This is a genomic window from Pseudanabaena sp. UWO311 (assembly GCF_006937785.1).
In the GTDB taxonomy this organism is placed as follows: domain Bacteria; phylum Cyanobacteriota; class Cyanobacteriia; order Pseudanabaenales; family Pseudanabaenaceae; genus Pseudanabaena.
Genome location: NZ_SJEE01000004.1, coordinates 217,685 through 232,204, shown reverse-complemented (window position 1 = coordinate 232,204; position 14,520 = coordinate 217,685). Strand labels below are relative to the sequence as shown.

Below are 14,520 nucleotides of genomic sequence, written 5' to 3'. Positions count from 1 at the left end.
ACTGGAGAACTCTAACCATGACTACTCAAATTGTTACTCAACTTCCTATTCCCGCCTTCTTCGATCGCCACAAAGTCGGATCGGTATGGCGCGTTCCTTACCAAGATCGGGCTAACCAAGCCGAGGCATGGGCAAAACAACATGGTATCGCTCCCGCCGCAAAGGATCGCAAGAAAATTTGTTTGATGGCGATCGATGTGCAGAATACCTTTTGTATTCCTGATCATGAGTTATTTGTGGGTGGTCGATCAGGTACTGGTGCGATCGAGGACAATGTGCGGCTGTGTGAATTTATCTATCGCAATTTGCACCACATTAGTGAAATTGCACCCACGATGGATACTCACACCGCCATGCAAATCTTCCATCCCATCTTCTGGGTGAATGACGCAGGCGAACATCCAATTCCCAATGCGACATCGATTACGTTAGAAGATGTGCAAAAGGGTAAGTGGAAAGTAAACCCTGCGATCGCCTATAGTCTCGCCAAGGGTAACTACATGGCAATTCAGCGCCACGCCTTGCATTATGTGCAGAAGCTTAGCGATGAAGGCAAGTTTCCGCTTACGGTTTGGGCTTATCACTCTATGCTCGGCGGTATTGGTCACGCGCTAGTTTCGGCTGTAGAGGAGGCGATGTTTTTCCATAATATTGCCCGTCATAGTCAGACTAACTTTGAGATTAAAGGCGGTAATCCTCTCACCGAGAACTATTCAGTCTTGCGTCCAGAAGTGATGGATGGAGCCGATGGCAGACCGATCGCACAGAAGAACACCCGCTTTCTACAAAGGTTACTGGAATTCGATGCGGTGATTATCGCTGGTCAAGCCAAGAGCCATTGCGTAGCATGGACAATTCAAGATCTGCTGAGCGAGATTTTAGCTCACGATCCAAAATTAGCCAAGAAGGTCTATCTACTCGAAGATTGCACTTCGCCCGTGGTTGTTCCGAATGTTGTGGACTACAGCGATCAAGCTGATGCAGCCTTTCAGCGCTTTGCTGATGCAGGTATGCATCTAGTTAAATCCACTGATGCAATGGAAAACTGGGTAGATCTTGAACTTACGTAAAACAATTACACTTTGCTTTGGAGAGAAAAAGCCATGATGAGCATAAATCTTGACAGTGACACAGAGAAATGTCTAGTGACAATTCTTGCCCAAGAGAATACAACCAGTTCTGAATTGATTGAACGCTTGCTAAGAGAATATTGGGAATCTATTCAACCCAAGAAAAATTTTCTGGAACGGTTGTTATCGATGTAGGGGCAAAGCATTCCCACCATAATTTATAAATTTTGAGATCCTTTAGATTTGGGAATGCTTTGCCCAAAATCTCACAACGCAGGGACAATTTGTCTTTGGAAGCATAGAGGGTTGAGCATTTGCGGATCGAGGTTTCTGTGGCAAGTTAGAAATTGTGGCGCAAATGCTCAACCCCTACAAGTCAATCACCAATCACCAATTACTAATTACCAAATAAAATGACCAACATCAACGATCTCTTCCAGTCTGCATTAGATGATGGAACCCTTTCCAATGAATCTTTGCAAGCACTCACTGTTTATGACCTTGGCGCACAAATCCAAGCGGGACTTGGCATCCATGTTGATGATGTCATGTCTAGCGAAGTTGTACTGGTCACGGTTATGCCTGATGACTCTGGTTCGATCCAGTACTCAGGAAGTGCTCAGGCTGTGCGCGGTGGACATAACTCAGTACTTGATGCGCTCACTTCTTCACAACAACAGGACAATATCCTGATTCACAATCGCTATCTTAATGGAACAGTTCTTTATCCCTACTGCCCGATCGCACAGGCAATAAGGATGGATACAAAAAATTACACTCCCAATCAAGGCACACCACTTTACGATCAAACGGTGGTGCTATTGGGAACCGTATTGGCTAAATCTCAGGAATTCTCTGATAATGGTGTGCCAGTGCGGACGGTGACGCTGATTATTACTGACGGTGATGATTGCCACTCGATGCGTCACGGGGCAAAGGATGTGGCTGCGATCGCAAAGGACATGTTGCGAATGGAAAATCACATTATTGCGGCAATGGGTATTGATGATGGCTCTACGGATTTTCGGAAAGTATTTCAGGATATGGGCATCCGTGATGAATGGATTCTCACACCCGCAAATAGTGATAGCGAAATTCGGAAAGCGTTTCAAGTCTTCTCACAGTCAGCTATGAGGGTGAGTCAAAGTGCTGCTAATTTTAATTCTTTAGGAGGATTTGGCGCATAAAGCCCAAAAACAAAGTGCGAGTTGTCCGCTACGTGGGCGACTCGCACTTTGTTTTTATTTCGTTGCAGTAGCTTTTTTGGTAGTTGTCGTCTTTTTAGTTGTTTTCGCGGCGGTTTTGGTTGTTGCTGCTTTAGTTGCTGTGGATTTTGTGGTGGTCTTTTTTGTGGTGGTCTTCTTGGTTTCGCTAGAAGCAGACTTAGTTCGCTTACTAGTACTTTTGCCAGATTTGCTAGCTAACATTGATAGAGCATCTTCTAGGGTTAGCCCTTCGACAGTCTGCTCCTTAGTTAGCGACACATTCACCTTGCCATGCTTCACATATGCGCCATACTTACCATCGAGAATCTCGATCGCTTCACTATCATCGGGATGTTTGCCGAGGGATTTCAAGACCTTGGCGGCAGCGGCTCCACGTAGAGTCTTAGGCTGGGCGAGCAACTCTAAGCCGCGTTCAAAGGTGATCGTGTAGGGATCATCAGTGGACTTTAGCGATCGATTGTCGTCCTTGTCGCCATTTCCTTTGGTATGACAAACATAGGGCCCAAATCTACCAGTATTCACAAAAACACGATTGCCAGTTTCAGGATGAGCGCCTAAGGTGCGAGGCAAAGCTAGTAACTTGACCGCAATATCGATAGTGACATTTTCGGGCTGCATTCCCTTGGGCAATGAAGCACGTTTAGGTTTAGGCACAGCATCTGTGGCTTGACCAAGCTGCACATAGGGCCCATATTGACCCATCATCATGAAGATTGGCTCATTCAGTTCTGGATGGATACCAACTTGATCAGGTCCTTCGAGCTTCTGTTTGAGCAGTAGTTCAATCTTTTCAGGAACTAGATCGGAGGGAGTTAAGTTTTGAGGAATTGAGGAATTAACGGTGCGATCGCCTTCTCCAACTTGGATATATGCGCCGAACTTACCGATTTTCACCTTGACATCATCATCCAACCCTTCCAGACGAACCGTTCTTGCTGATTCGCCATCGATCAGACTATCGCGAGACTTCACCTGTCCGCTTAAGCCCTGTTCTCCTGAGTAAAATTTCTTGAGGTATGGCAACCATTCCACACTTCCTGTGGAAATGTCATCGAGGGTTTGTTCCATTTTAGAAGTGAAACTAGGATCGACGAGATTGGGGAAATGCTCCTCTAATAAACTGGTGACTGCAAAAGCGGTAAAGCTTGGAATGAGAGCATTATTTACAAGCTGCACATAGCCGCGATCGCAGATCGTGCCGATAATACTGGCGTAGGTACTGGGGCGACCAATGCCTTCACTTTCAAGCATCTTCACAAGAGCCGCTTCGGTAAATCTTGCTGGTGGTTGAGTTTCATGCCCGACCGTATTTAATTCACGGCAAACTGGATGATCCCCAACTTTGAGCGGAGGCAACATGACCTCTTTTTCTTCTAGCGCTGCATCGGGATCATCGGAGCCTTCAACATAGGCGCGGAAAAATCCTGCGAAATCAATACGCTTACCCGATGCGCGGAATAAAGCATCCTCAACGGTCAATTGCACACTAAGCATCGTGAGGCGTGCATCCTCCATCTGTGAGGCAACGGTGCGCTTCCAAATCAGGTCATAGAGGGCTAGCTCACGACCTGACAGTCCTGTCTCTTGCGGAGTGCGGAAAGTTGCGCCTGCGGGACGGATTGCTTCGTGAGCTTCCTGTGCGCCCTTGGATTTGGTCACATATTGGCGTGGCTCTTTGCTCAAGAAGTTATTGCCATACATGCTAGTCACACATTGACGCGCTGCCGTGATTGCCTGCTGCGACAGATGCACCGAGTCAGTACGCATATAGGTAATAAAGCCCTGCTCGTACAAAGCTTGAGCTACACGCATCGAGTCTCTTGCCGACAAGCGCAGTTTGCGGTTAGCTTCTTGTTGCAATGTTGATGTGGTAAATGGTGGCGAAGGCTTGCGGGTGGAGGGACGTTCATCAAGATTGCTTACCGACCAGACTTTGCCATTTAGTTTCTGTTGCAGTGCGATCGCGGCAGTTTCATCCAACAATAAGACCTTGCGTCCTTTGGCAATTTTACCCGTCGCTTCATCGAAATCTTTACCCGTGGCAACATTGACACCGCCAACTGAGACTAGTTGCACAGGAAATTCTTGTTTTGGCGCAAATAGATTTGCTTTCAAGTCCCAATAACTACCTGATTTAAAAGCGCGGCGTTCGCGTTCACGGTTGACGATTACGCGCACAGCTACGGACTGGACTCGTCCAGCTGACAAGCCCCATGCAATTTTTTTCCAGAGCAAAGGTGAAAGGGTATAACCCACAAGGCGATCGAGTATGCGGCGAGTTTCTTGGGCATGGACTAAGCGATCGTCGATCTGGCGACAATCTTTTAGCGCCGCTTTGATTGCCTCAGAGGTAATCTCATGGAAAACCATGCGCTTAATCGGCACTTTCGGCTGCAAGATTTGTAATAAGTGCCAAGAAATACTTTCACCTTCTCGGTCTTCGTCAGTCGCTAGGATTAGCTCTTTGACCCCTTTTAGTGCTGACTTAAGTTCACGGACAATCTTTTTTTTGTCGTCTGGCACGATGTATAGCGGCTCAAAGTCAGCATCAACATTTACGCCGAGCTTTGCCCACTCCGTACCCTTTAGATCGGCAGGAATATCACTAGCTGATTGTGGCAAATCGCGCACATGCCCCATTGATGCCTCTACTCGATATCCAGCAGGCAAAAAATTCCGAATGGTGCGTGCCTTCGTGGGCGATTCGACAATGACAAGAGTAGACATATTAGCCTGCAAGGTTCGCGGTAATCAAAAGAAACTGGAAGATCAATAAGCACAAAATCAAGGGCTTATTAAATACCTTCTTAACCTATATACAATGTTTATGCAGAAAATTACTATTTTTTAGTAGGACGGTAACTACACTAACAAGTTTCCCGAAACTACTAGTTGCAAATTTAGCTATTTAGTGCATTGGACTCAATTAATGCATGTAAAGCCCTATCATGCAACCCCAAAGATTGAAAGGCGGCGCGAAGCGCCGCCTTTCAATCTTTGGGGGCTACAAGTTGCCCCGATATTTTGAGAAGTTAGCAATACTCTCTAAGGATCGATCTCCTGGATAGAGTTTGCCGTTAATCTCCCATGTAGGAAAAGCGCGCACTCTCTTGGCGCGGCAAAGTTGGGTTTGAGGATTGACACCGCGCTGATCGCATTCAATCACTTCTAAGTGTTTTACAGCCTCTTTACCAAAACGTTGTTTTTGGCTATGGCAATGAGGACACCAATAGGCGGTATATAGCTTTGCTCCGATTTTGCGCAAATGCTTGGCTAAGGCGATCTCGTTGGCACTAGATGTTGTTGTCACAGTGGGAGCTGCTTCTTGGGCGATCGCAGTCTCAGTCAATTGCGAAGAAAGTGTAACAGCAGAAAAACCTGTGATACTAGCGATCGCTAGCCCCACGGAGGCTAATATAGAAGTAGTTCGGTGAAACTTCATAAGTCAGGTGAGTTCAACGTTGCTATTTTAACCATAATTATTGACACTAATTAGGGTGGGAAATTCTCACCTTATATAAGAAATTAATTATGTCAAAACTCGAAAATCTCAAGATTGCGATCGTCCATGAATGGTTTGTGACCTATGCAGGATCGGAGCGCGTGGTCGAGCAAATTTTAAATTTATTTCCCCATGCCGATCTGTTTGCGGTCGTGGATTTTTTCAATGATTTTCAACGGGGATTTATTCAAAACAAAAAAGTTACAACTACTTTTATTCAAAAGCTCCCCTTCGCCAAAACAAAGTTTCGCAAATATTTGCCTCTCATGCCCTTAGCGATCGAGCAGCTAGATTTGTCAGCCTATGATCTCATTATTTCTAGTTCCCATGCTGTCGCCAAAGGAGTTCTAACAGCACCGCATCAATTACATATTTCCTATGTGCATTCACCAATTCGCTATGCTTGGGATTTGCAACATCAATATTTAAAAGAGTCAAATTTAGAACGAGGAATTAAAAGCTGGATTGCCAGATGGATTTTGCATCAAATCAGAATTTGGGATACACGCACAGCAAATGGTGTAGATCTGTTTATCGCTAATTCCAAGTTTATCGCTCGTCGGATTCAAAAAGTCTATCGGCGATCGGCAGAAGTAATTTATCCACCTGTAGATCTACAAAATTATACACTTTGCGAACAAAAGCAGGACTTCTATCTTACTGCTTCACGGCTAGTTCCCTATAAACGGATTGATCTAATTGTAGAAGCCTTTTCGCAAATGTGCGATCGCCAATTAATTGTGATTGGTGATGGCGAGCAGATGGCAAGAATTCGCGCCAAATCAAGCAGTAATATCAAGTTTCTTGGGCATTTAGAACCAGATTTATTACGCGGATATATGCAAAATGCTAAAGCCTTTGTATTTGCATCTGAGGAAGATTTTGGGATTACGCCTGTAGAAGCTCAAGCCTGTGGCACGCCAGTAATTGCCTATGGTCGGGGTGGTGTGAGTGAATCAGTGCGTGGCTTAGACTGCGATCGCCCTACGGGTGTATTTTTTGCAGAACAGACGGTGGCGGGTATTCGTGAAGCTGTGCTTGAGTTTGAAGAGAATAGCGATCGCATCTTACCTATGACTTGTCACGAAAATGCGATGCGTTTCTCAACGGAGAGATTTCAGGCAGAGTTTTTGGAGTTTGTAGAAAAAGCTTGGTGTGATCAATCTCGCCACAAATAAGAATACAAAACCCATTGCAGGGCTTAGCTCTGCAATGGGTTTTGTGGCAGGTTTAATCGAACGCTGCTTTAGTAACTTCATAAAGGCATAATATAAAACTATACAAAAATCAAAAAAGATTAACTCATCCATCATGGCTACCGTTAACGACAACTATCTCAAACTTAAGGCTGGCTACCTGTTTCCCGAAATTGCAAGACGGGTAAATGCCTTTATCGAGACAAACCCTGACGCAAAAGTGATCCGTCTTGGGATTGGCGATGTCACTGAACCATTGCCAGAAGCATGTCGCGAGGCAATGATCAAGGCTGTAGAAGATATGGGCGATCGCAGTTCATTTAAGGGTTATGGCCCCGAACAAGGCTACGCATGGTTGCGTGAAAAAATTGCGGCAAATGATTTTCAGGCAAGAGGCTGTGATATTGACGCTTCCGAGATTTTTATCTCCGATGGCTCTAAGTGCGACTGCGGCAACATTCTCGATATTTTTGGCGATGACAACATCATTGCCGTCACCGATCCTGTCTATCCCGTGTATGTGGATACTAACGTCATGGCAGGGCACACAGGCGATATCAACGAGAAAGGCGAATACGAAGGCTTAGTTTATCTGCCAGTAACTGCCGAAAATAATTTCACCGCCGAGATTCCTACTGAAAAAGTCGATCTGATTTATCTCTGCTTCCCTAACAACCCTACAGGTGCAACTGCTACTAAGGAACATTTGCAAGCATGGGTCGATTATGCGCGCGCTAATGGTTCGATCATCTTTTTTGATGCCGCCTATGAAGCATTTATCACCGATCCTAATCTTCCACACTCGATCTACGAAATTGAAGGCGCTAAGGAATGTGCGATCGAGTTCCGTTCTTTCTCGAAGAATGCAGGATTTACAGGTACTCGTTGCGCCTTAACTGTAGTTCCTAAGAACTTGATGGGCAAGGCGAAAGATGGTTCTAACGTAGAACTCTGGAAGCTCTGGAATCGTCGTCAATCCACTAAGTTTAATGGTGTTTCCTACATCGTCCAACGTGGTGCTGAGGCAGTCTATTCTGAAGAAGGAAAATCACAAACTAGAGCTTTGATTGACTTCTACATGGAAAATGCCAAAATTATCCGCGAGAAGTTGACCGAAGCAGGTTTAGCTGTCTATGGTGGCGAGAATGCTCCCTATGTATGGGTGCAGACTCCCGCAGGGCTGACCAGTTGGGACTTCTTTGATAAACTCTTGCAAAGCTGCAATGTAGTAGGAACCCCCGGTTCTGGATTTGGTGCAGCAGGTGAAGGTTACTTCCGTATTTCAGCTTTCAACAGTCGCGATAACGTGAATGAAGCAATGCGCCGTATTCTCGACAAATTCAAATAAACAAAAAAGCGGCACGAAGTGCCGCTTTTTTGTTTGTTGATCGCAAATGTGACAATCAATTGAGCAAGTGAACTATTACTAAAACTAAGCGTTAAAATAGCCTAGAAAAACCTGTGAATTTGAGGGTGATGACTGTGAAAGCGAAGAATAGTTTAAAAGCGATCGCCAATTACTTAAAACTGAAACTCCAGACTAAGCGGTCTTTTCAGATATTCGTAGCTTTCGTGATTACCTTTCTCATTGCGGTTTCACCAGCACTCTTAAATGTCGTTGCACAGGAAAGTCGCTTCTCACTCAGGATTTTGCATACCAACGATCATCACGCGCATTTGGAACCTGTTAAATATGGCGATCGCTTGCTGGGGGGAATAGCCCGTCGTCGTACTCTCATTGACCAAATTCGTACCGAAAGTAAAAACAATCAAGAGCCTTTACTGCTATTAGATGCAGGGGATATTTTTCAAGGCACTCTCTATTTCAATCAATATCTGGGACAGGCGGATCTGGATTTTTATAATGCCCTTGCCTACGATGCTGGAACCATCGGCAATCATGAATTTGATCGCGGACAGCAGGTACTTGCCGACTTCATCTCTAAAGCAAAATTCCCAATTATTTCCGCAAATATCGACATCGCGCCCGAATCGCCTCTCTATGGCAAAGTTAGTCCTTGGCATGTTCTGGATATGCAAGGCGAAAAGATTGGGATGTTTGGTTTGACAACTCCAGACACTGCAATATTAGCCAGTGTTGGCGATGGCGTGAAATTTACTGACCCGATCGCGGCAGCTCGCAAATCAGTGCTTGCACTTAAGCAACAGGGAATTAATAAAATTGTAGCTCTTACCCACATTGGCTTTGACAATGATGTATTACTAGCGCAAAAAGTCTCCGATATCGATATCATTATCGGTGGTCATAGCCATACATCTGTTGGCAATATTCCCAAAGCTAATCATCCATATCCATTGGTTGAGAAGAATGGAACCAAGGAACCTGTGCTAGTTGTAACAGATTGGGAATGGGGTAAATATTTAGGAGATTTATCAGTGAGTTTTGATCGCACAGGTAAGTTGATTGCTTGGGCAGGAAAACCCCATGTCCTTGATGCTAGCATTAAGCCCAATCCAGAATTTGCCGATAAGCTCAAAGCCTACGCCGCACCAATTGAAGCATTGCGTCAAAAGATTATTGGTAAATCTTTGGTAGCGCTAGATGGCGATCGCGTCAAACTGCGAACTAGCGAAACCAGTCTAGGCAATCTAATTGCTGATGCGATGTTGACAAAAACTAAGGGCGATCGCGTGCAAGTGGCTTTGATTAATTCTGGTGGTATTCGTAATGGATTCCCTTTAGGCGATATCATGATGGGAAATGTACTAGAAGCGCTTCCTTTTGGTAATACGATTACAAGGGTGGAGTTGACTGGTAAGCAGTTACTAGCGTCTCTAGAGCATGGTGTAAGTATGGCAGAACAAGGGGAAGGTCGATTTCCACAAGTGGCAGGAATACATTTTGTCTGGGATGCAAAATTGCCAGTAGGGAAGCGCGTTATTAGGGTTGAGATTGTTTCTGACTCTGGCAACTTCCAATTATTGAATCCAGAGGCAGTTTATCGGGTGGCGACAACTAATTTTCTTGCTTCTGGTGGTGATGGTTATCGCAGCTTTGCAGAAGGTAAAAATCTTTTAGAAACTGGTTATTTACTATCAGATACGATCGCAGAATATATCAGTACTAGGTCGCCTTTGCAGGTAAAAACTGAGAATCGCATTGTCCGTCAGTAACTGCAATCCAATGATAGTAAAAGCTACGCGAAGCGTAGCTTTTACTATCATTGGGTTTGGCTTGTTGTTAAATTGCGATCGCTCAATTTAGTTATGAGAACAATACATTCACTAGCTTCTATCGAACTTATGTTAAATTCACTACTGTTTCAGAATGGAAAGCTAGCTAACTTTGAGCATACCAATTTCATGATCACCCATGCTCACGGCAAATCAAACCTACTACACAGTCGAGAATCTAGATGCTGAAGCTGCCCTACGAGAACTTAAAGAAGGCAACGATCGCTATGCGCTAGATCATGTAGAGCATCCCCATGAGGGTTCGCAACGCCGAGTTGATCTGTCAATTGCCCAGCACCCTTTTGCGATCGTCTTAGGTTGTGCCGATTCGCGGGTTGTGCCTGAACTGATTTTCGATCAAGGGGTTGGGGATTTGTTTGTGCTTAGGGTTGCGGGAAATGTGGCTGACGATGCGGTAATTGCTAGTATTGAGTTTGCGGTTGAGCATTTGGGAACGAGGCTGGTTGTCGTCCTTGGACATGAGCGATGCGGTGCAGTGATGGCTGCGATCGGTCATGCATTTTCTGAGGGAAAGCTCAATTCGTTGATTAAGTATATTGAGCCTGCGGTGCAGGCTGGTCAGGAAGCTAATGGTGATTGTGTGGTGAGCGATACGGTGAAGGCACATGTCAATTTGATGGTAAAGGAGATTGAATCTACGGTTCCCATTTTGTCCCATGAAGTAAAGAATGGAAATTTGAAGGTTGTTCCTGCTTATTATCGGTTGGCGACGGGGAAGGTCGAGTTTCTGGAACGATGAGACAAGGAAAAAGGAAAAATTTTGGGGTTGGGACAAGCTCTTTTAGTTGCGATGTTTCTTTTTGTGTTGTCTTTAAACGCTCAGATCCCTGACTTTTTCTACGCAAGAAAGTCGGGGATCTTAAGCTCTTTTATTTGTTCCTTTAAATTATTCGCGTCCCCAATGATTTAGGATCGCAAATTAAATAACATATAGGAGTAGGGGCGTAGCATTTGCGCAACAATTTTTAAACCCATCACAGAAATCTCAATTCGCAAATGCTGCGCCCTCTGTGCTTTTACAGATCGCTTAACCCTGCGGTTTGGGGATTTGGGCGGATGTCAGAGGTTTAGGAGCCGATCATTCCCATATTGAGGGAATTGCAAATTTTATAAATCCCATTGATTTATCGCAACAGATCCGTAGGGGCGTTACATTTGCGCGACAATTTTTAAATCCATCACAGAAATATCGATCAGCAAATGCTTCGCCCTCTGTGCTTTTACCGATAAATTGTCCCTGCGGTTTGGAGATTTGGGGCGGGTGTCAGAGGTTTAGGGCAGAGCATTCCCAAATGGAGGGAATTGCAAATTTTATAAATTTCTGCGGGAATGCTTTGCCCCTACCAAATTTCCCCCTTTTTCCTTACCCCGCTAGTTGTTGGACTTGTTCTAACCAACTCTGAACTGTGGCTGCGTTGGGGGATTTGAGGTGTTGCAGGATGGTAAGGGATTCTTGGAGATAGGAAATCGCCGTTTGAAAATCACCATTGTTTGCTGATAAAACTCCCATATTTGCGAGTGTGGCGGCTTTGCCCTGCACGTCACCGATGCGCTCTTTGATTTCCAAGGACTGCTGATAGAGGGCGATCTCATTTTCTACCTGTCCCTGTTGGACATTGATAATCTCCTATAACCAATAAGGTATAGTTCCCTCTAAGTCTTTGGGCTTAATTCCTTTCAAAGCTAAATAGCCAATTTTGTCACTAAAGTGAATACTGACTGGAGATCTCGTTCCCCTCAGTGAACCATAATGCAAAAGTGTCAGTGATAAAACTGAGTGAACAGCTTGCTCAATTGTAAAAGGTGATTCAGTGCGAATTTGCAAAGGTTGAGGGGTAGAATTTTTGAATGGAGGTAATGATGACACCAAAAAAGCATGAGTGTCACTTAACTTAAAAACATCACCTTTAGCTGGTCGTTCTACTTGTCCATTACTGAAGGAATAAATTCTTGGTACAGCATCTTTAATAACTTCAACCAGATAAAATTCTGCACCAATTTGTTTAGCCCATGATTTTAACACCTGCTTCTCACTCCCACGAAATAATCCATCTCTATGGATAACTACTCGTTTTCCTTGGAATTCACTAATAGGAAACAGACTTTGTAATACATTCTCTGGAATCGTTTCTCCTTCTAGTGGAGCATCGTGAATCCGATACCTTAGTAGATCTCCATTGCTAAAGTAGATACGGGCTATAGCAGTTGCATTAACGCTTCCTGCCAGATTTTTCTTCTTTTGACGAGCAACATCAAGACCAATTACCAAATCAGCATAAGGTAATGGTTCAGCCAAAGAAAAAGGAGTATTGCCCGTTTTCCCTAAGATTCCCAAAGCTATATTACCTAGTGCAAAAGTATTTGTAGTTGTTGATTTTTCAATATACTGACTTGGTATACCTCGACCAATAGTTATAGATTTAAATTTATCGTATGCACTGCCTTCTTCCTCAGAGTTGTCATTAAAAAAAGCCAATATAATATCGGGCTGTTTTTCTTTTTGCATCAAAAGATTAATAGCTTCTTCTATTTTAGCCCTCGAATCTTCCTGTATATTCTTTAATCCTATATATTCAGAATTAAATTTTAATTTCTTTAGTTCCTCTTGCAAAGCAGGATAGAACCTTTCTAAACTTTCCGTGTTAGCGCCTTTAATAATACCAATACGAATTGATTGATTCTCAGAAAACTTGTTTGCTTTCTTATAGACCCCGTATAATTTTAAGCTGCTCAACATCTCTTCGTGTTTACCGATTCGGGAATTACCAAAACAAAGATTGGAGCTAAAATTTAGACTTTGAGCATTTAAAAATAATTCTGGGTTTTTACTAGACGAATATGCACTATCAAGAAAACCATGTTCCTTTGCAATTTTAGAGATCTCGCTTATTATCCCAGAGCGCTGTCTAGGTGGTATCTGTAAGATACTTAGTGCTTTCTGAGCGTCTACACCAAAACGTTGACAATCTGCTAACCTAAGAACAATGTTTAATGCGCTTGCAAGATAGTGGTACTGAGCCTTACCAACAGATACGACCAGTTCGTCATCTGGAGCATTTTCAATTAATGCCTTTGAATCAGTTTTTTTCGTTAAACTTAAAAGCCTTGATCTATGATCGCTGAGTCTCCCTGTTATTTCTAAAATTTCACCTTTTAAAGTAGATGCTTTATCTGCAACCATTAGCCCAACTAACTCTTCAGGGTCTGAAACTTGTGATACATAAGTTTTGAAATCCTGTTTATAGATTAAATCTGATTGAACCGAAATGGATATAGATGGCTTCTCATTGATGACCCATGCTTTTACTCCATACGTTCTCTCTATCTTTACTTTACTAATATGGTGAGCTTTGTCAGCTAGCATCAATTTTATTTCTCTATCAATGTCACGAAATAATCCAGAGGCGACAAAATCTGCTTGAACTTGAGGTGTAATTTCAAAATTTAACTCTTGTTTTATTCCCTGTAAGTTTCTAAAAACATCAGCCTGCTCTTGCCAAAGATTTTCTACAATTTTTGTGATCTTATGGTCAGATATTAATTGATCTCCAACAATCCTTTTTTCACTCCAGATCCAATGCCCACCAAACTCAACTTTCAATCGATACGATAATTTCCCGCCAATAGTAGAAATGTCTTTATTACCTGTTATCAACTTGTAAGTATATAGTGTTGGTAATGCTGAAAGATTAATAGGAAAAACTTCGGTAAATATTGTTGTCATTGAAAAAACAATTGATTGTATTGGATTAAATTCGGCAGAATGATTATTAAGTATAAATTGGATTTGATTTTTCCTCAATAAAAAATGTGGTTCTCGGCTCCACCCCTTTAGGATCGGTCGCCATAAACATCACCCGCAAAGGGCGATCGGCTGGCTCATTTGCCACCACTTCTCCCTTAGTCCAGCGCACGGTTACAACTTTAGGAAAAGTGCGATCAATCAAAAATCCCTCGCGATCGTGCAGCACCTCCCAAGGCAAATGCGGTAACTTGGCAAGATTAGCGATCGCCAATACCAACAACTCCCCCTGACAATCCGCCAAAGCCCGACTCAACCACCGCCCATCCCCATCCAACCAGCCAAATAATTTCTGACCGATCGCCACAGGATCGGGCATAGACACATAAATATCCCTTTCGGCTAAAGCGATCGCATCCTCAATATCACTAATCCGCAAGATCTGCTTTTCATAGCCCTGACCATTCAGCTTTTGATACCGCAACTCAACCTTAGTCTCACTGCTAGGATGCAACTCAATATAAAGAATTTGCACAAATCACTCCCAAGATTTTTGATATTTAGCAGG

Annotated in this window: 12 protein-coding genes; 7 read left to right on the top strand and 5 right to left on the bottom strand. The window is 43.6% G+C overall.

The genetic code is table 11. The annotated features are described in order from the left end of the window. Positions 1-17: 17 nt before the first annotated feature. From PseudUWO311_RS05700 to PseudUWO311_RS05695, 3 genes are all read left to right on the top strand, one after another. Entirely contained in the window at positions 18-1,070 is a 1,053-nt protein-coding gene (locus PseudUWO311_RS05700) for an isochorismatase (RefSeq protein WP_142654234.1), read from the top strand. Positions 1,071-1,103: 33 nt separating this feature from the next. After that, on the top strand, positions 1,104-1,265 hold the full coding sequence (locus PseudUWO311_RS23925; RefSeq protein WP_190303404.1) for a hypothetical protein: 162 nt from the start codon (positions 1,104-1,106) through the stop codon (positions 1,263-1,265). Between the two features lie 218 nt (positions 1,266-1,483). After that, entirely contained in the window at positions 1,484-2,257 is a 774-nt protein-coding gene (locus PseudUWO311_RS05695; RefSeq protein ID WP_142654233.1) for a hypothetical protein, read from the top strand. Between the two features lie 54 nt (positions 2,258-2,311). Here the strand turns inward: PseudUWO311_RS05695 and topA are convergent, their stop codons facing one another. Then, entirely contained in the window at positions 2,312-5,023 is a 2,712-nt protein-coding gene (topA, locus tag PseudUWO311_RS05690) for a type I DNA topoisomerase (RefSeq protein WP_142654232.1), read from the bottom strand. A 277-nt stretch (positions 5,024-5,300) separates the two neighbouring features. After that, positions 5,301-5,738: a hypothetical protein gene (locus tag PseudUWO311_RS05685; RefSeq protein WP_142654231.1), complete on the bottom strand. Its 438-nt coding sequence runs from the start codon at positions 5,736-5,738 to the stop codon at positions 5,301-5,303. Positions 5,739-5,827: 89 nt separating this feature from the next. On the opposite strand from PseudUWO311_RS05685, the gene PseudUWO311_RS05680 reads away from it, so the two are divergent. From PseudUWO311_RS05680 to PseudUWO311_RS05665, 4 genes are all read left to right on the top strand, one after another. Next, entirely contained in the window at positions 5,828-6,976 is a 1,149-nt protein-coding gene (locus PseudUWO311_RS05680) for a glycosyltransferase family 4 protein (protein WP_142654230.1), read from the top strand. Positions 6,977-7,109: 133 nt separating this feature from the next. Further along, the gene (locus PseudUWO311_RS05675; RefSeq protein WP_142654229.1) at positions 7,110-8,342 is read left to right on the top strand and encodes an LL-diaminopimelate aminotransferase; all 1,233 of its coding nucleotides are present in this window, start codon (positions 7,110-7,112) and stop codon (positions 8,340-8,342) included. 134 nt (positions 8,343-8,476) lie between these two features. Beyond that, a complete protein-coding gene (locus PseudUWO311_RS05670) occupies positions 8,477-10,129 on the top strand; it encodes a bifunctional metallophosphatase/5'-nucleotidase (RefSeq protein ID WP_223807453.1) in 1,653 nt (550 codons plus the stop codon). Positions 10,130-10,328: 199 nt separating this feature from the next. After that, entirely contained in the window at positions 10,329-10,949 is a 621-nt protein-coding gene (locus PseudUWO311_RS05665; RefSeq protein WP_142654227.1) for a carbonic anhydrase, read from the top strand. A 624-nt stretch (positions 10,950-11,573) separates the two neighbouring features. Here the strand turns inward: PseudUWO311_RS05665 and PseudUWO311_RS05660 are convergent. From PseudUWO311_RS05660 to PseudUWO311_RS05650, 3 genes are read right to left on the bottom strand one after another with little or no spacing between them, the layout of a single operon-like run. Further along, positions 11,574-11,777 carry a hypothetical protein gene (locus PseudUWO311_RS05660; RefSeq protein WP_411729457.1) on the bottom strand — a complete coding sequence of 68 codons (204 nt, stop codon included), beginning with the start codon at positions 11,775-11,777 and terminating at the stop codon, positions 11,574-11,576. Between the two features lie 60 nt (positions 11,778-11,837). Beyond that, on the bottom strand, positions 11,838-14,012 hold the full coding sequence (locus PseudUWO311_RS05655) for a Piwi domain-containing protein (RefSeq protein ID WP_142654225.1): 2,175 nt from the start codon (positions 14,010-14,012) through the stop codon (positions 11,838-11,840). Further along, entirely contained in the window at positions 13,981-14,487 is a 507-nt protein-coding gene (locus PseudUWO311_RS05650) for a hypothetical protein (RefSeq protein WP_142654224.1), read from the bottom strand. The genes PseudUWO311_RS05655 and PseudUWO311_RS05650 overlap by 32 nt, the downstream gene beginning before the upstream one ends. Positions 14,488-14,520: the final 33 nt, after the last annotated feature.

What these genes read in the sequence shown, in the direction of transcription:
- PseudUWO311_RS05700 (WP_142654234.1), top strand. Translation starts at nt 18, where the DNA reads ATGACTACTCAAATTGTTACTCAACTTCCTATTCCCGCCTTCTTCGAT.
- PseudUWO311_RS23925 (WP_190303404.1), top strand. Translation starts at nt 1,104, where the DNA reads ATGATGAGCATAAATCTTGACAGTGACACAGAGAAATGTCTAGTGACA.
- PseudUWO311_RS05695 (WP_142654233.1), top strand. Translation starts at nt 1,484, where the DNA reads ATGACCAACATCAACGATCTCTTCCAGTCTGCATTAGATGATGGAACC.
- topA (WP_142654232.1), bottom strand. Translation starts at nt 5,023, where the DNA reads ATGTCTACTCTTGTCATTGTCGAATCGCCCACGAAGGCACGCACCATT.
- PseudUWO311_RS05685 (WP_142654231.1), bottom strand. Translation starts at nt 5,738, where the DNA reads ATGAAGTTTCACCGAACTACTTCTATATTAGCCTCCGTGGGGCTAGCG.
- PseudUWO311_RS05680 (WP_142654230.1), top strand. Translation starts at nt 5,828, where the DNA reads ATGTCAAAACTCGAAAATCTCAAGATTGCGATCGTCCATGAATGGTTT.
- PseudUWO311_RS05675 (WP_142654229.1), top strand. Translation starts at nt 7,110, where the DNA reads ATGGCTACCGTTAACGACAACTATCTCAAACTTAAGGCTGGCTACCTG.
- PseudUWO311_RS05665 (WP_142654227.1), top strand. Translation starts at nt 10,329, where the DNA reads ATGCTCACGGCAAATCAAACCTACTACACAGTCGAGAATCTAGATGCT.